The sequence below is a fragment of the Dyadobacter sp. HNCC25DJ186 genome (assembly GCF_056895235.1).
Map to the genome: position 1 here is coordinate 328976 of NZ_JBXHAS010000006.1, position 24729 is coordinate 353704.

Consider the following 24729-nt stretch of genomic DNA (forward strand, 5'->3'; position numbering starts at 1 on the left):
GCAAAATAATAATCTAACTTACGATCTTGACAACGCTGACGCGCCAAGGCAAGCATATAGCACGTCTTTGATAAATCCGGCCAATCTTGAAGCAATTGAATTATTGATTTCAACGGTCTCTTCTTTCTCAAAAAACGAAACTGGTGCTTCTTCTAAAATTCTTTCATTCAGCGTTACCATATGGCTCATTTTTGTTGCCAGATCTTTTGTGTAAGAAATAGCAGACAGACCTGATTGCTGAATAACCGTTGTTTTGTGAATGACTGTTTTTGCAGGGCTTTGTCTTGATATATGTTCCTTCACCGCACGAAATTCTTTTCCTGCCTGAAGCTTTTTATGCGCAACAAACATATTGTGGGAATATCCGGTAGCACTTGCCTGTAAGCTGAAAAGGACTAATACGATAAGTAATTTTATAGTTTTCATGGCTCTGTTATTTCAGTCGTTTACAAAAAATTATGGTCGTTGAAATCTTGTAACTAATTGACAGTACAAATATATATGTTTTATCAGGTACATTGCAATACATAGTACCTTGTTTTTAACATTTTTTTTATTTTTTTTCAAACAAGCTAAATAAACATCAACGAACGGTCGGTCAGCTTGTTGAGAGATGGAAAATTAGGAAGAAAGGTTGCACCTGAAAAATAATTAATGCTGAACTGAGGGAAAAGGTGGATGGAGTTGGGAAATATTATGATCAAATGAGTTGACAGGAAGTAGTTAACACATATTTAATCTGTAACCGAAACAACCTTTTTATTACCACTATACCGCTCTTTCAACTTTAAAAAGTAAGTTTCAAAATAATAATAACTTAGCGTAGCAATGATATAGGTGAAGATCAGGCTGCCGATCAGGTTCACAACCCAAAACTTTGTGTTCAGAAATATTTCAAAAAGTTTGAAACAGAAAGGGTGGAAAACATATAATCCGTAGCTAACCTTTCCTGTGTAAATGAGTGGCGTTTGTGATAAAAATTTCTTTAACCAGTTGCCTTCCTGCAAACAGATCACAAAACCGATGAGACTGCAAAAGGATATAGAAGTTTGTAAAAAACCAATGGAATCCACAATGGACGGGCCAACGAAACGGTTCAAAACCCAAACCATATTGACGGGAATCAGGAGCAAAAGAAAGTAAATTGAATTTTTTCGTTTTACAAACCCATTGTATTCAAGAAGCGCCAGAATCGCGCCAATTGCCAGATCATCCATTCTTGTGAAAGTGAAGTGGTGGATAAGCGGGTAACGCTGACTCATATAAATCCGTAGCACAAATGACGTAACGATGATTACGCCGATCCAAAAAATTATCGCACGTTCTCTTAAATAATAAATCAAAAACGGCCAGACAAGGTAAAAATGCTCCTCAACGGCCAGCGACCAGAATTGTCCCGGCCCTTCCGATTTCCATCCAAACGTAGTTGAAAAATCCTGGAGATATATCCAGTAATAAATTTGTAAACCGAATTCAGGAATTACGCCGCCAAAGAATAATGGCGTCAGATAATAGATAACTAGGAATAAATAATACAACGGAAAAATCCGCAGCGATCTTCTGACAAAGAAGTTGTAGAAATAATTTTCACTTTCCCGGCTTGATAATAATATTCTTGTGATCAGAAATCCGGATAAAACAAAAAAAAGCGTCACCCCTGTTTCGCCTTTCATCGCCCATTGTTTCAGGAATTGGAATATGCTTCCATCAGTTTCGAAGTCTGAAAAAAAGTGGAAAAACATAACCATCAAAATGGCGATTGCCCTTACACCATCTAATTCTTTATAGTAGCTTAATTTGGTTTTTTGCTCACCTGAAATCATTCACGCCTGAATTATACTTATCAAAGTTTTATGAAGAGAGGGTTGTAAAAATATCAAAAATTTAAGCCGGGAAATTCTCTTGAATGATCCCGGCTTAAATTTTTATTTTTCTCTGAAGAATATTGTGATCGGCACCCCGGCAAAATCAAAGTTCTCACGCATCCTGTTTTCCAGGTAACGCAAGTACGGATCTTTCACATGTTTTGGATTGCTACTGAAAAACACAAAAGTCGGTGAAGGCGTTGGTAACTGGATCATATACTTGATATTGATATATTTTCCACGATGTGCCGGCGGCGGATATTTTTCAATTTCTGCCTGCATCACGTCATTCAATTTAGAAGTCGTGATTTTTTTCGTTTTATTTTTATAAACCTGCATAGCCATTTCCATCACCTGGTGAATCCGCTGTTTTTCAACAACGGATGCAAAAATGATCGGCATATAGTTCATGGGTGCAAGTTTTTCAAGCAGCTGTTTTTTGAAAGTATCAGCTGTTTTAGAATCCTTTTCAACCAAATCCCACTTGTTCACCATGATCACGATACCTTTTTTAGCCTTATCAGCCTGGCCTATGATCGTGATATCCTGCCCTTCCAAACCTAAGGTTGCATCCAAAAGAATGATACAAACGTCAGATTCTTCCATCGCTTTGATCGAACGAAGCGTTGAATAATATTCGATATCTTCATTCACACGTGATTTACGGCGCAAACCAGCCGTATCCGTCAGAATGAATTCCATTCCGAATGCATTGTAATGCGTGTGAATCGCGTCGCGTGTCGTTCCGGCGATATCAGTAACGATACTGCGGTCTGTTCCTGTCAAAACATTCAGGAAAGAAGATTTCCCAACATTCGGACGGCCCATGATCGCGATACGCGGAATTCCAGCTTCCGGATCTTCAACACCGGCTGTTTCAAAATGTTTGATTACTTCATCCAGCAAATCACCTGTTCCAAAACCGGTTTGTGCAGAAATCGGATAGATCTCATCACCCATACCCAATTCATAAAATTCAGCTGCGGATTGGTAGCGATCCGTTGTTTCAGCCTTGTTGGCAACCAGATAAACCGGTTTGTTGAAACGACGTAAAACATTTGCAAAATCTTTGTCAAGGTCTGTTAGCCCTGTCATGGTATCGACCATAAACAAAACTACCGTCGATTCTTCAATCGCCAGCTCAACCTGATCACGGATTGCTCCTTCGAAAATATCTTCTGACCCAACTACATACCCTCCCGTATCGATCACGGTAAAATACTGATCCGTCCATTCACCATAGCCATAGTGACGATCGCGTGTAACGCCGCTCTGGTTATCCATGATGGCCTTGCGGCTCTCGATCAGACGGTTAAAAAGTGTAGATTTACCCACGTTTGGGCGCCCTACGATTGAAATAATATTTGCCATTTTTATTTTTCTAATCTCTGCCCGAAAGTTTTTGGACAGAAACCCATTTTATTTTATTCTTAATGATAGAACCACAATTGTCAGGATCTGAATTCAGGACTGAGAATGACGTTCCCTACTCTTCATATCCAAACTGACGAAGCTTGTTCTCCTTACTTCTCCAATCCGGTTCTACTTTTACATGTTGTTCAAGGAAAACTTTTTTACCAAAGAAATCTTCCATGTCCTTGCGCGCCTCGCTGCCTATTTTTTTCAGCATCGCGCCTTTTTCCCCGATGATAATCCCTTTCTGGCTTTTACGTTCCACGAGAATCTCGGCCCGGATCACAATCATATCGTCGCGTTCCTTGAATTCTGAAATAACCACCTCGCTGCTGTATGGAATTTCCTGGCGGTAGTTCAGAAATATTTTTTCGCGAACGATTTCCGAAGCAAAGAAACGTTCAGGTTTATCGGTTAGTTCATCTTCATCGAAGTATGGTGGATGAAATGGTAACCGGGTAATGATGGCATCAAACAAAGTTTGTACGTTGGCATTCAACAGCGCTGAGATCGGGATAATTGCAGCAGGCTGAATTTCCTTTTCCCATTCTTCTGTCTTACGTTTCAATTCTTCTTCGTTTGACAAATCAATTTTATTCAATACCAAAATAATTGGCGCGTTTGTTCTTTGAAGCAAAGGAATCACTTCGTGCTCAGACGCTTTCTCCCCAACTTCGGTAACAAACAGCACTACGTCCGCATCTTCCAAAGAACCCTTTACAAAGGTCATCATGGAATCGTGCAATTTATATGCAGGTTTTACTACGCCGGGAGTATCTGAATAAACAAGCTGGAAAGGAATATCTTCATGTTTTCCGTTCAGAATTCCCATGATACGGTGACGCGTCGTCTGTGCTTTAGAAGTGATGATGGACATCTTCTCTCCTACCAGCACATTCATGAGAGTAGACTTACCTACATTTGGCTTCCCTATAATGCTCACAAATCCGGCACGGAAGTCGCGGAGAGCAATTGGATTTTCTATATTTTCGTTCATAAGATTTTTATTGTATTTCGTTGATTCAGAATTCATTTGATTCTATAAAAAACGAAACTATTAAGGTGTTACGATCAGCTTATCTTCCAGCATACGGTTGATATATTGCTGTGCAAAAGCCTTAACTTTTAATTTCAACAGGCCGGATATGGCGGGTAATCTATCCTTAAACTTTTTTCAAGAGCTTATATTCCTGATAATTATACAAAACTACGGTTTTCTATCCATCAAATTGCAATATATATGGATCATAAAACTATTACTCCCGTTCATCAACGTTTACTAAGAAGTCAATTCGCGGTTTTAAAGAGAAATTTTACCGAACACAAAATATGGTTTATCGTAGTGCAGGTAACCTAAATCGACAACATTTTTATTAATTAGTAAACTGAGATTTTGGTAGCACAGCCTTTCATTACGCCGTTACCGTCGGCAAGAAAATTATTTGGAAGATTATACCGAAATCTGATATGTCTGCATAAAGTGTAAAAGTTATCAGAGCATTGCCGGAAAGGATAAGTTGCTATGAAACTTAAAAATGCAGTATTTCTAAAAGTAAAATCCAGGCTTCATCAAAAGTATTATAAAAGTTTGTGAATGGTTTTTAAAAAATTTGAGTGAATGATGAAAATCAAAATAGACACTTCTAATTACCTCAAAATCAATCAAAATATGGGCATAAATAACTAAAATTTCGTATTCGAATGAATAATATCCTGAAATAGTTGAAAATATTTTTCGATTTTTTTTACGATGAAGTTGTTTATATCAAAAAATAGTTCGTATGTTTGCACTCCAATTCAACGACACCGCGGGATGGAGCAGTTGGTAGCTCGTTGGGCTCATAACCCAAAGGTCGCTGGTTCGAGTCCAGCTCCCGCTACAAGAAAAGAAAGTCACTATCGAAAGATGGTGGCTTTTTTGCGTTTTCGGCCATTTTAATCAATTCAGACGGAAGTGTCTCATAATCCGAAGGTTGCTGGTTTGACCGGGCAGGCGATCCTGGCCAGCTCCGCTACAAGAAAGAGGTCACTATCAATAGATGGTGGCCTTTTTGCGTTTTCAGGCATTCATATAAATAGACGTTGATTAAGACGCGCTCCGTCAGGAGCTTCCTGTTTATAGCAAAAGATTCCACAAACAAATTTCTGGCTCCATCGGAGCCGCCTGATACGTCAGGAAACTCCGAAGGAGTTGGGAACACCACCGAACAACGAAATTTTCTATAAACAGGATGCTCCGACGGAGCAGTGAGGAACGAGAAGGTTTTATTATAAAAAAAAGTTTGTCGAATTTAGAACGTTGCGCTCATAACTTAAAGGTCGCTGGTTCGACCGGGCAGGCGATCCTGGCCAGCTCCCGCTACAAGAAAAGAAAGTCACTATCGAAAGATGGTGGCTTTTTTGCATTTTCATCAATTGACATCCGTTATAGCGCGCTAAGTCAGGAGCATCCTGTTTTTGGAAAGATTCCACAAACAAATTTTCTGGCTCCATCAGAGCCGCCTGTCATGTCAGGAAACTCCGAATGAGTTTAGACGTCAACGAACAACGAAAATTGCCAGAAACAGGATGCTCCGACGGAGCGGTGAGGAACAAGAAGATTGTATTACAAAAATGCGTTAATTTTTGATTGTTGGGCTTATAATCCAAAGATCGCTGGTTCGACCAGAAAGAAATACAAATGGCTACCATCTTCAACGGCAGCCATTAAAATAAAACTTTAAATTTTCCTCCGTTAATCTGCAATCAAATCCCGAATTACAACCGATGCGCAAGTTGCGCCGAAAACTGCCGGCAAATAAGACATGGTCCCGTATGCTGACTTTTTATAGTTACTTCCATCTGTCAACATCAGAGATTCTTTTAATTGCTCTTCGGTTGAAAAAACAGCCTTGATCCCCTTATATATTCCCTCCTTCTTCAAATTTTTTCTTACTTGCTGAGCGAAGTTGCAATTAAAGGTTTTTGAAATATCCACCACCCGGATCATCGTCGGATCCATTCTTCCACCAGCGCCCATGGAACTTACAATCGGAATTTTACGCTGAAAGGCTTCTTTCAAAAACGTAATTTTCGGTGTGACACTATCAATAGCATCGACAATATAATCATAGGTATGCGCCGACAATATTTCGTCAACCGCTTCCGGATTGATAAAAGTTTTGACAACGTGCAGTGTTAATTCAGGGTTTATCGCCTTTAACCTTTCCGCCATAATATCCGCCTTGCTCACGCCATGATTCGTAGAAAGAGCTGGCAACTGCCGGTTTCTATTACTTGGATCCACCGTATCTCCATCCACAATCGTCATAGTTCCTACGCCATTTCTACAAACAAATTCTGCCGCAAACGATCCTACCCCACCCAGACCGATAATCAATACGTGCGCTTTACTTAGTTTAACAAGCTTCTCCCTTCCAATCAATAACTCAGTTCTGGAAAGCCAGGTAAAATCTTCCATTAATTGTGAAATACGTTTAAAAAGTTCTTTTCAAGCTGCAAAACAATCTCTTTTTCAGAAATTTCCCTTATTTCAGCGGCTGATTTATAAATTTCTCTGATATCAATATCCGCATCGTCCGTTTCCAAAAATATCTGTTCTAATGGAGTTGTTTTAAAAGTTTTTAGGATCGCTGGATTTCCTCCGAGCAGCGATTTTCCGAAGGATAAATAAAAACCAGAATCAATTACAGGCTGGACAGTTGATAATTTGTTATTTACTCCATGGAAAATTACCGGAACTTGCACTGTTTTCAATTCTGAAAGAACCTCATTAAAAGCCTTTACGCAATGAATAATAAGCGGCTTGTTTAAATCCCCGGCAAGTTTTATTTGTAATTGAAAAGCTTCCAACTGCAAATCCCAATCTGTTGAAGAAAGCTTATCTAACCCGCATTCCCCAATCGCAAGAACCTCAGCTTTTCCGGCATGTGCTGCCAGGCCATCGAATTGTGTGCTGAGATTCTCTTTATCCAAATACCAGGGATGCAGCCCCATACTTACCTTTCTTCCGTCCGTTTCAAGATCGAAATGTTTGTATAAATTCTCGATAAAAAGCACATCATCACTTTCGGAATGCGGATGTGTGTGCACATTATAGTACATATCAACCTATGATTTAAGTCAGAAAAACTAATTCGTTTCAATAATAAAAATGTGCGAATCGGGATCAATTTATTAAAATTCCGGGGATTCATTCTTGGTCCTTTCGCTCAAACGGAAGGCGATTCTTCAAATAATTGTCTTATTTTTGGCCATCTGCTAGATCATAATTGCCGAGTCTCAACAAATATGCACTACTCTACCTGGTTTGAAAACCCCGACAACAAGCTGAAAATCATATTATTAGCCTTTGTTATTCTATTATTACCTTTTCTCATTTTATCCTTTTTTGTTTTCCCTACCACCGACGACTATTGCCATGCACTCGGCGTCATTGACATGGGTTACTGGGGATACCAGGAACATTACTGGAAAACCTGGTCTGGCCGTTATATCGGGACTATAATTTCTGCCACACAACCACTTTCTTACGGGTCATACCTTGGTTATAAAATCGCACCGATCATTTTGATTTGTCTATATGCCCATGCCATGTGGGTATTTGTGAAAGCCATCACACTAAATAAGTTGATAACCTGGCAAACCGCACTGATCACATTTTTGCTAACCTTTGTTTTAATCGCGGAACTGCCGATTGTTTCAGGTTATTTCTACTGGTATACAGGTTATTATTACACTTTGGCAGATATCGGGACACTGTATTTATTCGCTTACTTATTCAGAAATTATATTTCTATCAACAGTAAACATATCGCGATCATCTGTCTGTCAATGATTATTTTGATTGGGACAAATGAATACACCTTGGTATGGCTGGTTGCGCTGACGGGTTCATTTTTCCTGTTTGGGTCGCTGGCAAAGAAAAAAATCCAGTATGCTGCGCTGATCATGTTTTTGGTCGCGCTGGCCTTCGGGGTATTGTCAATTACCGCGCCTGGAAATGCCGTTCGAGCAGCATCCGGACTATATCCAACGCCTTTAAAATTTAATCTGGTTTTTTCAATACAGAATAGTCTTGTCACAGGCGTTTTGAATTTTTCAAAAATGGCGCCGACCTTATGTGTTTTGACACTTGTCCTTATCCCATTTGCTGCACAACTTTATCACAAGAAGGAAAAAGATGAGTTTAAATTCCTATCTGTTCATCCGATTATTTCCCTGATTGTTTTTTTTGGCTGTTTATTCCTGACTTATTTTCCAACTTACTGGTCAATCGCCGGCCCTCCTAATTTACGCGGTCAATGCGTTATTACTTTTTGGACGCTGATCGGTTTTACTTACAATGTTTTCGTTATCACTTTCTGGGCGATTAAAAAATATAATTCCAATATAACGACCCGATTTGGGTTAATTGGCTGGGTGATTGCCTTGTATTTTGTTACCATCTATACCAGCAATTTCAACTACCGCTCTGCCTGGTCTGATATTGTGACAGGCCGTGCTTCGCGTTTTTATGCAGAAATGGAAGCCCGCACCAAACAGGTTTATGATACAAAAGAACACTCTGTATATGTTCCTAAATTAAAAAATACCCCATACTCGATTTTAATTATCACAGAGGCTCCGGATCCTGCCTGGGGATCGGTGGAATATAACAACGGCTGTGCGGAATGGTATTTCAAAAAGAAGTTTTTCTTAAAATAATTTAAAACCGGCGAGGCCTCCGAAGACGAAAATGAGGCAGAAAATTTCTTAAATTTCATATAACCTGCACGTTATCTGAAGAAAAAAGTTTTGGAGCCTTGTCATAATTCGAAAAATTATTTACCTTTGCAAGCCAAAATTACGGGTAGAAGAGATTTATAGCGCAATAATTTGATAATGAGATGAAACGTACCTATCAACCATCGAATCGCAAGAGGAGAAATAAGCACGGATTCCGTGAAAGAATGTCTTCGGCTAATGGCCGGAAAGTTGTAACGGCCCGTCGCAAGAAAGGTCGTTGGAAACTAACGGTTTCAGACGAAAAACGTCATAAGCAATAATCAAGGTTTGAAAGTTTGAGTAGGGTAATACCTTGTTGGTAGTACCAAATCGGAGACACCTTGTCTTTAATCGTGTATTAAGTTCGATTAACTCTCAAACTTAATACACGTTTTTTTTCTACGAGAACTTGAAACAAACATTTGGTAAAAATGAGCGTTTGTGCAGCCACCGTGTAATCGGACGGCTTTTTCAAAGGGGTAGTGCGGATGTACAAACGTTCTACCTCTTTCCTTTTCGGGTTTTGTATATTTACGAAACCGAAACTCCTCCCCCATTTCCGCAACTTTTGTTTTCAGTTTCGAAGCGGCAATTTAAGAAAGCTGTCGACCGGAATCTTGTAAAAAGACGTTGCCGCGAAGCCTATCGCCTTAACAAAGCCGCATTACTTTCTCTTCCTGCCGAATCGCGCCCGGCTTATATCGCTTTTTTGTATATTGCGAAAGAAATATCAACTTTTGACGTTATTGAAACAGCTATGAAGCAATCGGTAAATCGTTTGCTGAAATTGCCTTCCGCGCTCCGGAAAAATCAAAATCCATGATTTACGATCCCAGATGAAAAAGTATCTTCGTTCACTCTTAATTGCCGCTCCGGTTGTTGCCGGACTAGCGTTTGTGTCGTTCAAACAAGAGGACCGTCTGTTTGAAATTGCACGCAATCTGGATATTTATGCCACGCTTTTTAAAGAGCTGAACGCATACTATGTCGACGAAATAAATCCTAACCAACTGATTAAAACCAGTATCGATGGTATGCTGCGGTCGCTTGACCCATATACTGTTTATTACGCCGAGGACGATATTGAAGATTATATGACCATGACGACCGGGAAATATAATGGTATCGGAGCGATGGTAAATTCTTCGGAAGGAAAACATACCGTGATGATGGTTTATGAAGATACGCCGGCACAAAAAGGTGGATTACAACTTGGTGATGAAATCGTCAAAATTAACGGGATTGACCTTTCAACCCGGGAAGATTTTGATTCAGGGAAGTTATTAAAAGGACAAACGCAAACGAGCGTTACGCTGACGATCAAACGATATGGCCTTCCAAAACCTTTGGAAATTACCCTGAACCGTGACATCGTGAAGGTTACCAATGTTCCTTATTACGGAATGTTAAGTGAAGACGTCGGGTATATTGATCTGAAAGATTTTACTGCCACGGCGTCCCGGGAAGTAAAAAGCGCATTTCAGGAATTGAAAGGAAAAGGAATGAAACACCTGGTGCTTGACCTTCGCGATAACCCGGGAGGTTTACTGAATATGGCGATTGAAATCTCGAATATTTTTATTCCAAAAGGAGAAGAAATTGTTTCTACAAAAGGTAAAGTGACAGAGTGGAACAAGTCTTACACGGCTTATAATCCAGCACTGGATACTGAAATACCTATTGTCGTTTTGACAAATAATCGCAGCGCTTCCGCAGCAGAAATTGTTTCAGGGGTTATTCAGGATTATGATCGTGGCGTTCTGATCGGGCAACGTACGTATGGAAAAGGGCTGGTTCAGACGACCCGTGACCTTTCCTACAATACCAAAATGAAAATTACGACGGCAAAATATTACATTCCGAGCGGTCGCTGTATTCAGGCTATCGATTACGCCCATCGCAATGAAGATGGAAGCGTAGGAAAACTTCCTGATTCTTTAATGACCGCATTTAAAACACAAAATGGTCGCGTTGTTTATGACGGAGGCGGAATCTTGCCGGACATTGTAACTGAAAAAGAAACCTTTTCACCTTTGGCAACTTCCCTCGCAAGAAACCGATTGTTTTTTGATTACGCAATTAAATATCACTTTGAACACGCAACTATCAAGCCGGCAAAAGAATTCCACCTGACAGACGGTGAATACGGTGATTTTACGAAATGGCTGAGTGATAAAGAATACGATTATACCACGCAGGTGGAAAAAGATTTGAATGATCTGGAAGCTTCTGCGAAAAAAGAAAAATCCATTGATGTTATTCAGGATCAGTTGAAAGGACTTAGGGCCAAACTGGCACATAGCAAGGATAATGATCTGCTAATTTCAAAAACGGAAATTAAAAAGATTCTGGAAGAAGAGATTTTGAAACATTATTATCTGGAAAAAGGTGTGCGTGAAGCTTCCTTCAACGAAGACACTGAGGTTAAAGAAGCTTTGAAATTGTTCAAAGAACCCAGCCGTTATGCTGAACTTTTAAAGGGGAAGAAATAGCTGTTAGCTATCAGGTCTGGTCGATTGCTGATTGCCGACCGCCGATGTAATTAATTTTATTCATGCTTTTACTTAGTATAGATACGTCCACGCGCGGTTGTTCCGTCGCACTTCATGGAGATGCCGGGTTGCTGGCAAACTACGAATTACAAACTGACCGTTCTTCTTCTGCAATGCTCACTACTTTGATGAGCAGCAGCGTTAAGCATGCAGGTTACACTTTGCAGGATTTAGACGCCATTGCGGTGGCAAAAGGACCCGGTTCATATACAGGATTACGTGTTGGGGTTTCTACTGCCAAAGGGTTATGTTATGCACTGGACAAGCCTTTAATCGCAATCAATACGCTGGAAGCGATGTCACTTCAGGTCAGCTCTTTTTTTTCAAAGGATTTTCTTTTTTGCCCGATGATCGATGCACGGCGTATGGAGGTTTACGCATCCGTTTTCGACGCTGAAAACAATATTGTTGAGCCGACGAAGGCGGTAATTCTGGATGAATATTCTTTTCAGGCTTTACTTCAAAAACATAAAGTTGTTTTTTTTGGTGACGGTGCTGCAAAATGCAAGCCGCTGTTTGAGCAAAATCAGAACGCTTTTTTTATATCAGAAGAAATCCGGCCGTCAGCCAAAACTGTTGGCAAATTAGCTGTAACAGCTTTTGAAAAATCTGACTTTGAAGATGTTGCCGGTTTTGAGCCTTTTTATTTGAAAGATTTCATGACGCCTCCCTCACGGAAAGTAAGCCCGGTAGTTTAGCTGAATTTGTTTTTTACCAGAATATTGAAAACAAAGTCCGGCTATTTCGTGTTATCCTATGCAAACACCAGAATTTCCTATGCAAACTGAAGAGATAGTAAATCGCGTTGCTACAAGTGGTCTTATTTCCTTTGATCTTGAAGAACTTTATCATCCGGGTGAGCGCGTGCTTTATGATATAAAAGATAATTTATTCATGGGCATGATCCTGAAAGAAAAGGATTTTCGTGAATTTCTCAAATCTCATGACTGGACTCAATATGCGGGCAAAAATGTATCGATCATTTGTTCAGAAGATGCAATTGTTCCAACCTGGGCCTATATGCTTTTGGCAATACAGCTTGAACCGTATGCAAATGCTGTCGTTTTTGGTGATTTAAGCGTACTTGAAGACAAACTATTTTCTGACGCAATAGGGAAAGTTGATGCCGAAGAATTTCGTGGTAAAAAAGTTGTGGTGAAAGGCTGCAGTAAAGTATCTGTACCCATTTCAGCTTACGTTAAAATCACAAATTTATTGAAACCTGTTGTGCAAAACCTTATGTTCGGCGAACCTTGCAGCACCGTTCCATTGTATAAAAAACCAAAAGTTTAAACCTCTTCCTGTTCCTTCTCGCCTCTCAATAACCTGAAAGTCATTCGGTGGTGCTGACATGGACCATGTAACTTGATTGCACTTCTGTGATGGATCGTTGGATAACCTACATTGGTTTCCCAGCCGTAATGTGGAAATTGGGTTGCCAACTGGCTCATCAGATCATCACGATATGTTTTTGCCAGAACCGAAGCTGCCGCAATCGACAAATAATGTGCATCGCCTTTGATAATACAAGTATGTGGAATCATAGGATAAGGTGTAAAGCGATTTCCATCCACGAGCAAATGTTCAGGTTTCGTATGCAATTTATCGACGGCATAATGCATGGCCAGAAAACTCGCTTTTAGAATATTGATCCGGTCAATTTCAAAATTATCCACTTCTGCAACGGACCAAGCGATAGCTTCCTGCATAATTTCCTTTTGAAGAATATCCCGCTGAACACGGGTCAGCTGTTTGGAATCATTAAGAAACAAATGAAAATAATCCGGAGGAAGAATTACCGCAGCTGCCACCACGGGCCCCGCCAGACACCCTCTTCCCACTTCATCCAATCCGGCTTCGCGGACGTCTTTGTTATAAAATGCCTTTAACATCAGTCTTCAAGAATATTAGCCATAAACGTACTTTTTGTGCTCAGCGCAATCAGTAAAAGTAAAATGGCCCAATTAAGGTAAATACGATAATAATCACTTACATCCCTGGACACAACATTCCGGGATTTGACTTTTTCAATCTGGTTAATTTGTTTAAAAACAGATCCCAAAGCTGTATTATCTGTCGCTCTGAAATATTTTCCGTTTCCAAGGGCAGCAATTTTTTGGAGCTCACTTTCGTCAACCAGCGCACTGGAAATATTTAAACTATCCTTCCTCGCAACTCTTAACGTCTTTCCGACCGAAATACTGTATACACGGACACCAAAAGCTTTGGCAAGCTGCGCAGCGGTTGTCGGGCCCAGGTTTCCTGACGTATTATCTCCGTCGCTTATTAAAATTGCGACTTTACTTTCACCGGAAGTTTCTCTCATACGATTCACGGCTACGGCTAACGCACTTCCAATAGCAGTTCCGGCAGTTGGGATCATCGTGGGCTGAATTTCATCCAGGAAACCGTACAGTAGCTCATAATCAGTCGTAAGCGGACACAGCGAAACGGCTTCGCCGGCGAATATAACCAGGCCTATCCTATCCTGTAATCTTCCCCGGATAAATTGCCGGGCGACCAATTTGGCTGCTTCAAGCCTGTTTGGGCTCAGATCCTTTTCCATCATGGAATCAGAAATATCCAGCAAAAGCATAATATCAATCCCCTCAGAAAATTTATCTGTTCGTTCGGTAACAATTTGCGGACGGGCGAGCGCAACCAGAATGAATGCAACGGCAAACGCAACGCACATCGGCTGTACGAAACGCAAAAGTGTAAGCCAGTCTGTTCTGCCGTTTTCGCGGCTATAAGTAATCACCAGCCTTTGCTGATGTTTTCGATGAAAAGCACTTCTTAGCCAGAACAAAAACGGAATTGCAGGCAAGGCATACAAAAAATATGGATATACCCATTCATAAGATCTGAGTATTTCCCATGTAAACCATCGTGGCGAAAACCATTCTTCCATATTTAATTAAATTTCGGAAATTAGAATACCTTCCAAAATCTGACGGCGCTTATCACGATAAAGACGCATAGCTCCCGCCTTCAAGACTTCCAGCGACTTATCCATATCTTTTGATTTTTCCTGACCGTAAATAATTCCATCCATATTTTTCAGGGCAACCGCCAAACCTTCATCAGGCATATTGTCCATAATTTCCCGGGTTGTGTAGGTCGCAAAAGGTTTTTTTTCCAAACGCTCCAGATAGTTTTTCCATACGATAATTGCCTTTTCAGCGTCCTTAATATTCTCGCGCTCCCTGGCATTTCGAAGCAAGCGGTTAAACGTTCTATTGTATTCAAGATGTCGCCTCTGCAATTTGATTAATTGCCATTGTTTATAAATATCACTTCCAAAAAGCCAGTAAATACTGCCTGCAACGCCAATCGTTAATGCCAGAACCCCTAAAAAAATTGAAAAATTGAACTTGTGGCTGAGCGGTAATAATCCAACTTCTGGTTTTAAAGAAGTGGTATCCGAAATTCCTTGAAAATTATCTTTTCTTAGAAAAATAGTATCCGCATTTGTATAAATCTCAGTGCAGTCTTTTCCGGTAAAAACAAAAACCGGTATTTTCAAGGATTGTCCCAACGATACATTGAACGATACTAACTGATAAACCGAGCTGTCTAAGCTGCCTTTCTGATCTGTTCGGGTGGTAAAGTTCTTCTTTGAAATAACTTCAAAAGGCGAAAAGCTGAAAGATGAATCCGGAAAAAAAACTTCTGTTTTGGGAGCATGCAAATAACTCAATGCGTAGAAAAACGGTTTCCCTACCTCAATACTATCTGATAAAAACCTTCCTTCGGGCAAATTTTTTTGTGCGGCAACTGGCTCTGTTGCCAGGAAAAAACCTGTCAGAAATAAACAAAAAAGGAATACTATTTTTTTTAAATCAGTGCTAAAACCGGCAGTCGACAACAATTTCTTATACCATTTAATAAGTTTTCAAACATTTCCGCGTACGTCAAGAGGAGGTCATTCCGCTTTTGGCATATCGCCTGACTTTGAATAAACGAATAAGTGCGGGAACATAATCTTCCTGCGTATTAATCGAAATATAGTCTGCACGGTTTTGATGACAAAGTTTTTCAAGCTCAACACTTCTGCTTTGAAAACGATTGGCCATGTCGTCGCGATATTGTTTTGACGAAGTATTAACCCAGCTTGTCCGCTGTTTTTCAGCATCATACAATGGAATAATCCCTAATCGCGGCAAGCTCGTTTCGCGGGAATCATAAAGATGGATCACAATCAAGTCATGTTTCCTCGCAAGCGCTTTCAGGTTATGCTGATAGTTTGTATCAATAAAATCTGAAATCAAGAAGATCAGACTTCGTCTTTTCAAAACATTCAGAGCGACCAAAATTGCCTCTGAAATGCTGGTTTTCGTTGATTCCGGTACCAGTTTATAAATTTCCGACAAAACGCCATATCCATGTTTCATACCATCAGATGGACGGATATATCTTTCATTACGATCAGAAAAACATAACAACCCGACACGGCTGGCCTCCTGGATGGCAGATAAGGTCAGGACCCCGCATATTTCTTTGGCAATATCTATCTTCAGCTTACTGGCCTCTCCTACCAGTTGAGATGCACTCACGTCAAGCATGAAAAAGGCAGTTTGTTCTTTGTCTTCCTTAAAAATTTTTATGAAAGTCCCATGACCCTTGGCCGAAGTATTCCAGTCAATGGCGCGCACGTCGTCGCCATACTGGTAAAGCCGAAGGTCGTCATATTCAAGGCCCGAACCTTTGAATACCGAGTGAAAGTTTCCATGCCGTTCACTCGTGACCGCTTTTCTCATCCTTATTTCATACTTTCGGAGTTTCCCCAAAAACAGTTCAAACATATGTTTTCCGAAAAAATAACCACCTTTGTAATATAGAGCAGCTAAACAAAGATAGGTATTTTGAGAATTATGACGCGACGGATTATTAATTTCTCGTTCAGTCTGGTGCTGGCTGGAAGTATGGCAATCATTTTTGCGGGCTGCACAAAGGAAGAAAAACCGCCGGAAGGCACGCTATCCGAGGAAAAGATGGCTTTGATCCTCACAGACATACATATTGCAGAATCCCGTGTCACCCGCTTACAATTAAAATCGCTCGATTCTTCAATCCTTATATTTGACAAACTAAAAAAACAAATATGGGAGAAGAACAAAGTTGATACAGTGGCTTACCGGAATAGTTATAATTATTACATGACACATCCGGAGTATATGTCGCGTATCTATGAAAATGTTGCCAAAAAGATTGAGGCCCGCGAGAAAAAGAAGGATATTAAACTTTAAAAAAAGTTAAAATTTCAAGATTAAAACACTACGTTTTGAGCACTTTGTTATAGATATCAACCTAATCTATTTCTATACCCTAATTAAAGATTCACAGTGAACCATAGTATCGTAGTAATCCCCACCTACAACGAAATTGAAAATATTGAGGCCATTGTCAGAAAGGTTTTCAGCCTTTCAAAGCCTTTTGACGTGCTCATAATTGATGATGGCTCACCGGATCAAACGGGAGCTGCTGTCAAAGAATTGCAGAAGGAGTTCGGTGAAACGCTTCATTTGGTTGAGAGAAAAGGAAAACTGGGTTTAGGAACAGCCTACATTCACGGCTTCAAATGGGCCCTCGAAAAGGGTTATGAATACATTTTCGAAATGGACGCCGACTTTTCGCACCCGCCGGAAGATTTGATCCGATTGTATCAGGCTTGTGCAGAGCAAGGCCACGACGCCGCCATCGGTTCGCGTTATATTACCGGAGTAAATGTGGTAAACTGGCCGATTAACAGGGTTTTAATGTCTTATTTTGCAGGATATTATGTTCGGATGATCACTGGTATGCAGATAATGGACCCGACAGCCGGATTTATTTGTTATACAAGACGGGTATTGGAAACAATCGATCTGGATAAAATCAGATTTATTGGTTATGCATTTCAGATTGAGATGAAATTCAATACCTGGAAGTTCGGATTCAACATTGTAGAGGTTCCAATCATCTTTACAGACCGGACAAAAGGAGCCTCTAAAATGTCTCCGGGAATATTTAAAGAAGCGATTTTCGGCGTTATAAGCCTCAAAATCAACAGTTATTTCAAACGTTATATTCCTGCTAACAAGCTAGCTCAGAAACGGCCAGCCAGCTCATAAGCCCGGGCGCAATTTCAAGAGAGGTTTCATCCACATCGAAGGTGGGGGTATGCACGCCGGAAATAATTCCTTTGGCCTCATTACGCGTACCCAATCTGTAAAAGCAGGAATCTACTACCTGAGAATAAAAGGCAAAATCTTCACCCGCCATCCAGAGGTCAAGATCGATTATGTTTTCCGCACCCATATATTCTGTTGCGGCAGCTCTTACGCGTCGGGTTAATTCGGGATGATTTTTAAGGAAAGGGTAACCTTTGATGATCTCGAAAACACAGCTTCCGCCCATCGCCTCAGCCATACCTTCGGCCATTTTTTTCATTTTGCGTAAACCCTCTTCGCGCCACTGTTCATCCATGCAGCGCCATGTTCCCTGCAAGGTTACTTCATTCGGGATTACATTTGTAACGCCATCAGCAATAAATCTTCCGAAAGATAAAACCGCAGGGTTTGACGGTTTGCGATACCGGCTGATAATTTGCTGCAAGGCCACAACGATATGAGAAGCAATTAAAATCGGATCAATTAACTGGTCAGGAGCCGCCGCGTGGCCGCCTTTTCCAATTACGGTAACATATAACTCATCGGTGCTGGCCATATACATTCCCTCACGGAATCCGATTTTTCCGACCGGAATATTCGGCGCTACATGCTGACCGACCATACTGACAGGTCTGGGATTTTCCAACACACCTTCTTTAATCATCAACGAAGCTCCGCCTGGTGCTTTTTCTTCCGCCGGTTGAAAAACAAGTTTTACCGTACCCTCAAACTGATCACGTATCTGCGTTAAAATTCTGGCAGTACCAAGCAAAGAAGCGGTGTGAACGTCATGGCCACAGGCATGCATCACACCTGGAACCTGAGATTTGTATGGGACGTCATTTGCTTCTACGATAGGTAAAGCGTCCATATCTGCACGCAAAGCAACAATTTTTTTTCCTGGATTTTTCCCTTCAATCAACGCAACTAATCCTGTTCCTGCTATCCCCTCCTGTGGCGTAAGTCCCAAAGCACGAAGTTCTTCTGCAACAAATTGTGCAGTTTTAAATTCCTCAAAAGAAAGCTCAGGATTCGTATGCAAATGCCGGCGGTTAGCGATAACATTGGCGGCCTGTTCCTTCGCGAGTGACTTTATTTTTTCTTGCAGGTCAAACATATATAGAAAGAGAAAATTGAAAATTTTAGGGTATCCGCTCCAAAATGGAGCCAGACAAAAGTGTTTCAAAGGTACAAAGAAATAGAATCGGGCTGAATATGTGCCCGGTACTATTGATAAAATACGCTGATTTCCACGTCCCTTTAATAATTAGGATTTCTACTAATGTGAGTACTTCTAAGAAAAACAACTAATTTTGGCTTAACACATTAATATAGCAAGAAACGTAATGACGCATCAGGATTTTCTAAAAGCGTTGGTTTGTCCACTTACCGGCAGTCCATTAACAATCGCCGAAGACGGCAAAACGCTTACCAGTGAAGATGGTACAATATATGAAGTAGGTGATACAGGCATTGTTAATATGCTCTATCCCAAAGAGTTACTTCCAGGCGATGCACACGAGCAATTTCTTTACGATCAGGCATTTCTTCGTTACGACAAAGGTGTTTCATGGGTTTTTGAAACATTAAACCATTCTGACGAAGCAGCCACACGCCGCTTCTTTATCGATCTGATGGATTTGAAGCCGGGAATGAAAGCATTGGAAGTTGGCGCGGGAACAGGAAAAGATTCTGCATTGATTTTGGAAAAAGTAAAACCGGGTGGAACTGCTGTTCTGTCAGACCTTTCTCCTAATATGCTTAAACTGGCTCAGGAAAAACTTTCTACTGACGATGTTAATGTTCATTATTTCCTTGGCAATGGTTCGTATCTGCCATTTGCGGATGATACATTCGACGCTGTTTTCCACTTTGGAGGTATCAATACTTTCTCTGAAAGGAAAAAAGCTTTTGATGAATTAACGCGTGTGGTTCGTCCGGGCGGGAAAGTTGTTGTTGGTGACGAAAGTGTTGCTCCGTGGTTACGGAACACGCCTACTTATGCTACTTTGCTTAAAGCAAATCCGCTTTTCCGTGCTGAGGTTCCTATTGAAGATGTGCCTGCCAACGTAGAAAATTTCAAGTTACACTATGTGTTTGGAAATGCTTTTTACGTGATGGAATATACCGTGACGGCAAAAGCTCCGGAGGTGGATATCGATCTTCCAATTCCTGGAAAAGACTATGTAGACAACTGGCGCCTGCGTGCTGACAAAGCAGACGCTTAGAATTGATATTATTCATTCATTGATTTTGCAGTAAATTATGCTGCAACGATTTGCTGAAAGGCAAACCTTGAAAATTAAAAATATGTGGGTTAAAAAGGGAGTAGTTTACAAGCCTGACGGAAGTTTACCGCACAGTCTTTCGCATGCACAAGTTCCGTTTGCTTACAAGCATAAAGACTTTTTACGTGTTTATTTTTCATCGCGCGATGCAAGCGGTCAGTCAAGGCCAACTTTCATTGACGTAGATTATGAAGATCCGACCAAGATTTTATACATCCATGATAAACCTGTTTTGGAACTGGGTGGTCCTGGTGAGTTTGATGAAACGGGCGCTATGCCTGCCTGGTTTGTAGATATGCCAAATGGTGACATCTGGCTTTATTACACTGGCTGGAACAGAACGCATAATTCTTATCGTTTGTCTATGGGGTTGGCGGTGAGTCATGATGGTGGATTGACGTTCGAAAAAATGTTCAAGGGCCCGATTATGGACCGCAGCATTCAAAATCCAATTTGGGCTGCGCAGCCTTCCGTTATGCGGGAAGATGACGGCACCTGGCGGATGTGGTATATTTCAGGTCATAAATGTGAATATATTCACGGATATCCTGAGCCATTTTATCGCGGTCAGTCGGCTACTTCAAAAGACGGAATTCATTGGGAGATCAGTGATATTCCAACACTTGACTTTGACGATTTCCTTCATGCCGTGGGTCGTCCGAGTGTTTTCAAGGAAAATGGTATCTATAAAATGTACTATTCTTACCGACATACCCGTGATTATCGTACAGATCGGAATCAAAGCTATCGCCTTGGTTATGCTGAATCAACGGACGGCGAGAACTGGGTGAGAAAAGATAATCTGGTTGGAATAGGTAAATCGGACAATCCGGAAGATTTTGATTATCAAATGATCAATTATGCCAATTACTACGAGCATAACGGCAAAAAATATCTGCTTTATAACGGTAACGGTTTTGGTGCTGCCGGGTTTGCTTATGCAGTTTGGGAAGATTAAGCTTTCCAATCATGAAAAAGAATAACGAATGTCATAAATTTGACTTCGAAAAGAGTTATAAATTTGCGGGTAACAATTAACCGGATATGAGTAAAGTTATATTTAGATAGTTTACTGATTTTCAATTATTTAAATATAACCATTCAAGTATCTATTTTCATTTTTCAAAATCGCAAAATCAATAAAAAATGAGCTCACTTCAGCAGCAATTCAATAACGACGGATATGTCATCCTGCGTGATTTTTTAGATAAGGATTTAGTAAATTCTATCTACACAGAAGCCCGTAAAATCTTCGCCATACAAATCAAAAGAGTAACCGGAAAGTCGGTAGACATTGACGACAAAGATGCTTTTGAAAATGCAATGTTTGAATTTTTTGAAAAAGATTTCAACGCATTCGTTAACACGGGAAAAACAGTTCAGCATTCTTTTTCTCTTCACCGTCTTGGCGTAGACCCGCAGATCGAAAATATTCTGAAGCAAGTTGGATTGGAAAATCCGATTATTGGGGCTCGTCCTGCCATGCAGTTTAACAGCCGTTTCCTATCGAAAGATGGAAGCAAGCACTGGAAACTGGATGCGCACCAGGATTGGCGTACCGGACAAGGCTCTTTGGACAGCACAGTGATCTGGTTCCCGATGGTTGATGCAGGTGCTGATATCGGTGCTTTGCAGGTGATTCCCGGAAGCCATAAAACGGGTTTGAAAGAATCCAGCACTTCCGGTTATCAGGGTGGAATCACTGCCGGAATAAACGATGAAGAGTTTATTCAAACCGAATTTAAGGTTGGTGACATTCTGGTTTTCTCGGCGTTTCTTGTACACCAGTCAGGAAATAATATCACAAATAATATTCGCTGGTCAGTTCAATTACGCTATAATAACCTGGAAGAACCAACATTTATCGAACGTGGTTATCCGATGGCGTACATTTATGCTCCTGAAAAAGAGCTTGTTACACCAAACTTTCCAAGTGTAGAGCAATTGCAGACCGTATTTAGCTGAGAAGTTTATGGCTTAGGCTATCTGGATAGAAATGTGGGGAATATCAGCTAATCTATTGACAATAAAACATTATGATTAAAGTAAGTGTCGTTATACTTACGTTCAACCAAGCCGCTTTTATTGGAAAAACCATTGAAAGTGCTTTGAATCAAACAACAAATTTTGATTACGAAATACTTGTAGGCGACGATTTCTCAACAGATGGTGCCCGAGATATTATTCTTGACTATCAAAACCGATATCCTGGTAAAGTAAAAGCCGTTTTGCATTCCAAAAATTTGGGGCAAAACGGCCTTTTTAATACAATTGAAACATTAAAATTAGCTCAGGGACAATACATTGCTCCGCTTGATGGAGACGACTACTGGACCAACCCGCTAAAACTTCAAAAACAGGTCGATTTCATGGATTCGCATCCTGACTATTCTGCCTGCTTTCATAATGCGCTGATTACTTACGAAGATGGTTCGCCGTCGGTAGAAGTAAACCATCCGGATCAGAAGATGAAAATTGAGATGGAAGATCTGATCGGGGAAGATGAAATCTGGTTTATGGCTACCTCCGCAGTCATGTTCAAAAATCATGTGATGCATTATCCTGAATGGTTTCTGAAATCTACCAGCGGCGATATTCCACGTTATGTCATCCTGGCCAAACATGGCCCGATCGGGTATATTCCAGAACTTATGTCAGTTTATCGGAAAAACAAAGGTGGAGCAAGTTTTAAAGACCACTACCGCGACGAACGTTTTCTGCAAAACCGGATTATGATGTATGAAGGAATTAACGCAGAGACGAATCATCAGTTCGATAAATCGCTTCGGTTAAATATTGCCAGATATTATAGAATGATGCTGGATGCCAGGCAATTATCAAAAAGTTATTTCAAAAGAGCTGCGCTTGCGGCCAATTATCTGATCATGAAAAAAGCTGATCTTCAGGAATGCAAGGAGATCACGCGGGCTTATATTTTACCAAAATGGGTTATGGATGCTTACAGTTTCTTTGCCTTATTGCCGTATAAGATTCGTCAATCCAGTCATTGAAATCTGTTTAAAAACACACGTTATGATTAAAGTCTCCGTCTGCGTTCCAACGTTTAACCATGAGTATTATATTTCCAGGATGCTAGACGGCGCTTTGGAGCAAAAAACAACATTTCCATTTGAAATTGTAATTGGCGATGATGGGTCAACGGATGCGTCACAAGAGATTATCCGCAACTATCAGGAAAAATATCCCGACATCATCAAAGCGTTTTTACATCAGGAAAATCAGGGACCTTTTGAACCAAGAGAATTTGCCGGACGAAACAATGTTTTGCAGCTCTTGAAAGCATGTCAGGGAGAATATGTTGCAATGTGCGAGGGAGATGATTACTGGACAGATCCTTACAAGTTGCAGAAACAGGTAGATTTTATGGATAATAATCCGGATTTCTCTATCTGCCATCATAACATGCTGGTTACTTATGAAGACGGTTCTGAAAGCCATACTTTTAATAAAGACAATCAGGCACTGGTATCAACCATAGACGATATTCTTCAGGATCGCTGGTTTATGGCTACTGCAAGCTGGCTGTATCGTAATTATTTCCTGACAGAAAATTTTGCTGAATGGCATGCGACCGCAGCAGCTGGCGACTGGGCATTAAGTATTCAACTGGCTGCAAAAGGTAAAATCGGTTACCTCCCAGAAGTTATGGGCGTATATAGAAAACACAGTGCCGGGCTTAGCAATGTTCATTCCCATAGCAATAAATGGTTTTTAAGAAACCGTAAAGAAATGTTTGAAAATGTGAACGTCTGGCTGGATAAAAAGTATGAAAACACAATTATTCAGACGGTCGCCTGGTATGAGGAACAACTTGAAAAGTTAGAAAAAATTGGCAGTTGATTAGATTAATCTTTAATTTGTACTGTTTTTCAATCCTGACATACATGAAGCTAAGTGTTATAATACCAGCCTATAACGAAGAGGAATCCATTTCAGACACTTTGAGGTCACTTTACCAAACCTTGAAGAAGTACAATATCCCGCATGAAATTTTCGTGACAAACGATAATTCAAAAGACGGAACGCTTCGTGTTCTTGATGAACTTTCTCTTGAAATACCAACATTGGTTTATCAGACTAATCCCGGCCCGAATGGTTTTGGATATGCTGTACGTTATGGGCTTGAACGTTTTTCAGGTGATTGCGTCGCAGTATTTATGGCAGATTTATCCGATGACCCTGAGGATCTTGTGAAATATTACAACAAGATGCTTGAAGGTGATTATGACTGTGTTTTTGGCTCACGTTGGGAAAAAGGTGGTAAAGTAATCGATTATCCGGCTTTGAAAAAAGTGATCAACCGTGTCGCAAATTTTATTGTCCGTATCATCATGGGCATCAAATATAACGACACAACGAATGCGTTTAAGTTATACAAAAGAGAGACCATTGACGGTATAAAACCTTTTCTTGCACCACATTTTAATCTGACAATTGAGCTTCCATTGAAGGCAATGGTCCGTGGATATAATTACGCCGTGGTTCCGAATAGCTGGACAAACAGAAAATATGGAGAGTCAAAATTGAAAATCAAAGAAATGGGAAGCCGCTATTTCTTTATTTTGATGTATTGTTTTATAGAGAAATTTTTCTCCCGCGGTGATTATATGAAAAAATCAGTTGCTCCTAAAAAAGAGGTCAGCAGATAATATCAAAATTTTGCGAAATCTTA

26 protein-coding genes and 1 tRNA gene are annotated in these 24729 nt (G+C 40.5%); 16 read left to right on the top strand and 11 right to left on the bottom strand.

The genetic code is table 11. From position 1 onward, the window contains the following. Window positions 1-18 precede the first annotated feature (18 nt). The 4 genes from AC1XUO_RS19540 to era all read right to left on the bottom strand — a co-directional run bounded on the left by AC1XUO_RS19540 (window position 19) and on the right by era (window position 4275). Window positions 19-426 (bottom strand): hypothetical protein, encoded by a 408-nt coding sequence (locus tag AC1XUO_RS19540; RefSeq protein ID WP_483331457.1) that lies wholly within the window; start codon window positions 424-426, stop codon window positions 19-21. Between the two features lie 308 nt (window positions 427-734). Then, on the bottom strand, window positions 735-1823 hold the full coding sequence (locus tag AC1XUO_RS19545) for an acyltransferase family protein (RefSeq protein WP_483331458.1): 1089 nt from the start codon (window positions 1821-1823) through the stop codon (window positions 735-737). A 102-nt stretch (window positions 1824-1925) separates the two neighbouring features. Beyond that, window positions 1926-3236 (bottom strand): ribosome biogenesis GTPase Der, encoded by a 1311-nt coding sequence (gene der / locus AC1XUO_RS19550; RefSeq protein ID WP_234650625.1) that lies wholly within the window; start codon window positions 3234-3236, stop codon window positions 1926-1928. Between the two features lie 115 nt (window positions 3237-3351). Beyond that, window positions 3352-4275 carry a GTPase Era gene (era, locus tag AC1XUO_RS19555; RefSeq protein WP_483331459.1) on the bottom strand — a complete coding sequence of 308 codons (924 nt, stop codon included), beginning with the start codon at window positions 4273-4275 and terminating at the stop codon, window positions 3352-3354. An 810-nt stretch (window positions 4276-5085) separates the two neighbouring features. On the opposite strand from era, the gene AC1XUO_RS19560 reads away from it, so the two are divergent. Both AC1XUO_RS19560 and AC1XUO_RS19565 read left to right on the top strand, forming a co-directional pair. Then, a tRNA-Met gene (locus AC1XUO_RS19560) sits at window positions 5086-5158 on the top strand. A gap of 351 nt (window positions 5159-5509) precedes the next feature. Further along, complete coding sequence (locus tag AC1XUO_RS19565) at window positions 5510-5806, top strand: hypothetical protein (RefSeq protein ID WP_483331460.1); 297 nt, start codon at window positions 5510-5512, stop codon at window positions 5804-5806. Window positions 5807-6012: 206 nt separating this feature from the next. Here AC1XUO_RS19565 and AC1XUO_RS19570 read toward each other — a convergent pair whose 3' ends face one another. Beyond that, window positions 6013-6738, bottom strand: coding sequence for a tRNA threonylcarbamoyladenosine dehydratase (locus AC1XUO_RS19570; RefSeq protein WP_483331461.1), 726 nt, complete (start codon window positions 6736-6738; stop codon window positions 6013-6015). After that, complete coding sequence (locus AC1XUO_RS19575; protein WP_483331462.1) at window positions 6738-7382, bottom strand: TatD family hydrolase; 645 nt, start codon at window positions 7380-7382, stop codon at window positions 6738-6740. The genes AC1XUO_RS19570 and AC1XUO_RS19575 overlap by 1 nt, the downstream gene beginning before the upstream one ends. Before the next feature lie 186 nt (window positions 7383-7568). Between AC1XUO_RS19575 and AC1XUO_RS19580 the strand changes: the two genes are divergently transcribed. The 6 genes from AC1XUO_RS19580 to AC1XUO_RS19605 all read left to right on the top strand — a co-directional run bounded on the left by AC1XUO_RS19580 (window position 7569) and on the right by AC1XUO_RS19605 (window position 12889). Next, a complete protein-coding gene (locus tag AC1XUO_RS19580) occupies window positions 7569-8984 on the top strand; it encodes a hypothetical protein (RefSeq protein ID WP_483331463.1) in 1416 nt (471 codons plus the stop codon). A 182-nt stretch (window positions 8985-9166) separates the two neighbouring features. Next, window positions 9167-9325 carry a 50S ribosomal protein L34 gene (rpmH, locus tag AC1XUO_RS19585; protein WP_090336744.1) on the top strand — a complete coding sequence of 53 codons (159 nt, stop codon included), beginning with the start codon at window positions 9167-9169 and terminating at the stop codon, window positions 9323-9325. A 128-nt stretch (window positions 9326-9453) separates the two neighbouring features. Then, a complete protein-coding gene (locus tag AC1XUO_RS19590) occupies window positions 9454-9867 on the top strand; it encodes a ribonuclease P protein component (protein ID WP_483331465.1) in 414 nt (137 codons plus the stop codon). Between the two features lie 13 nt (window positions 9868-9880). Further along, window positions 9881-11536 carry a S41 family peptidase gene (locus AC1XUO_RS19595; protein WP_483331466.1) on the top strand — a complete coding sequence of 552 codons (1656 nt, stop codon included), beginning with the start codon at window positions 9881-9883 and terminating at the stop codon, window positions 11534-11536. 62 nt (window positions 11537-11598) lie between these two features. Continuing rightward, window positions 11599-12294 carry a tRNA (adenosine(37)-N6)-threonylcarbamoyltransferase complex dimerization subunit type 1 TsaB gene (gene tsaB, locus AC1XUO_RS19600; RefSeq protein ID WP_483331468.1) on the top strand — a complete coding sequence of 232 codons (696 nt, stop codon included), beginning with the start codon at window positions 11599-11601 and terminating at the stop codon, window positions 12292-12294. Between the two features lie 79 nt (window positions 12295-12373). Continuing rightward, the gene (locus tag AC1XUO_RS19605) at window positions 12374-12889 is read left to right on the top strand and encodes a DUF2480 family protein (RefSeq protein ID WP_483331469.1); all 516 of its coding nucleotides are present in this window, start codon (window positions 12374-12376) and stop codon (window positions 12887-12889) included. Here the strand turns inward: AC1XUO_RS19605 and AC1XUO_RS19610 are convergent. The 4 genes from AC1XUO_RS19610 to AC1XUO_RS19625 form a co-directional block, all read right to left on the bottom strand. Next, complete coding sequence (locus tag AC1XUO_RS19610) at window positions 12886-13488, bottom strand: ribonuclease HII (RefSeq protein ID WP_483331470.1); 603 nt, start codon at window positions 13486-13488, stop codon at window positions 12886-12888. The genes AC1XUO_RS19605 and AC1XUO_RS19610 overlap by 4 nt on opposite strands. Beyond that, window positions 13488-14507, bottom strand: a complete 1020-nt coding sequence (locus tag AC1XUO_RS19615; protein ID WP_483331471.1) for a VWA domain-containing protein — start codon at window positions 14505-14507, stop codon at window positions 13488-13490. Before AC1XUO_RS19615 ends, AC1XUO_RS19610 begins: the two co-directional genes overlap by 1 nt. Window positions 14508-14513: 6 nt before the next feature. Continuing rightward, window positions 14514-15356 carry a hypothetical protein gene (locus AC1XUO_RS19620; protein WP_483331472.1) on the bottom strand — a complete coding sequence of 281 codons (843 nt, stop codon included), beginning with the start codon at window positions 15354-15356 and terminating at the stop codon, window positions 14514-14516. Between the two features lie 154 nt (window positions 15357-15510). Continuing rightward, window positions 15511-16401, bottom strand: coding sequence for a DUF58 domain-containing protein (locus AC1XUO_RS19625; RefSeq protein ID WP_483331473.1), 891 nt, complete (start codon window positions 16399-16401; stop codon window positions 15511-15513). Window positions 16402-16470: 69 nt separating this feature from the next. On the opposite strand from AC1XUO_RS19625, the gene AC1XUO_RS19630 reads away from it, so the two are divergent. After that, complete coding sequence (locus AC1XUO_RS19630; protein ID WP_483331474.1) at window positions 16471-16845, top strand: DUF4296 domain-containing protein; 375 nt, start codon at window positions 16471-16473, stop codon at window positions 16843-16845. A gap of 96 nt (window positions 16846-16941) precedes the next feature. Next, the gene (locus AC1XUO_RS19635; RefSeq protein ID WP_483331475.1) at window positions 16942-17709 is read left to right on the top strand and encodes a polyprenol monophosphomannose synthase; all 768 of its coding nucleotides are present in this window, start codon (window positions 16942-16944) and stop codon (window positions 17707-17709) included. Here the strand turns inward: AC1XUO_RS19635 and AC1XUO_RS19640 are convergent. After that, window positions 17672-18865, bottom strand: coding sequence for a M20 metallopeptidase family protein (locus AC1XUO_RS19640; protein ID WP_483331476.1), 1194 nt, complete (start codon window positions 18863-18865; stop codon window positions 17672-17674). The two genes, AC1XUO_RS19635 and AC1XUO_RS19640, sit on opposite strands and share 38 nt — an antisense overlap. A gap of 229 nt (window positions 18866-19094) precedes the next feature. Here AC1XUO_RS19640 and AC1XUO_RS19645 point away from each other — a divergent pair, with 229 nt between their 5' ends. From AC1XUO_RS19645 to AC1XUO_RS19670, 6 genes are all read left to right on the top strand, one after another. Next, complete coding sequence (locus AC1XUO_RS19645; RefSeq protein WP_483331477.1) at window positions 19095-19976, top strand: class I SAM-dependent methyltransferase; 882 nt, start codon at window positions 19095-19097, stop codon at window positions 19974-19976. Window positions 19977-20058: 82 nt separating this feature from the next. Continuing rightward, window positions 20059-20994: a hypothetical protein gene (locus tag AC1XUO_RS19650; RefSeq protein WP_483331524.1), complete on the top strand. Its 936-nt coding sequence runs from the start codon at window positions 20059-20061 to the stop codon at window positions 20992-20994. 188 nt (window positions 20995-21182) lie between these two features. Then, entirely contained in the window at window positions 21183-22001 is an 819-nt protein-coding gene (locus AC1XUO_RS19655) for a phytanoyl-CoA dioxygenase family protein (RefSeq protein WP_483331478.1), read from the top strand. Window positions 22002-22072: 71 nt separating this feature from the next. Then, window positions 22073-23047 (top strand): glycosyltransferase family 2 protein, encoded by a 975-nt coding sequence (locus tag AC1XUO_RS19660; RefSeq protein WP_483331479.1) that lies wholly within the window; start codon window positions 22073-22075, stop codon window positions 23045-23047. A gap of 22 nt (window positions 23048-23069) precedes the next feature. Then, a complete protein-coding gene (locus AC1XUO_RS19665) occupies window positions 23070-23897 on the top strand; it encodes a glycosyltransferase family 2 protein (RefSeq protein ID WP_483331480.1) in 828 nt (275 codons plus the stop codon). Between the two features lie 44 nt (window positions 23898-23941). Then, on the top strand, window positions 23942-24706 hold the full coding sequence (locus tag AC1XUO_RS19670) for a glycosyltransferase family 2 protein (protein ID WP_483331481.1): 765 nt from the start codon (window positions 23942-23944) through the stop codon (window positions 24704-24706). Window positions 24707-24729 lie beyond the last annotated feature (23 nt).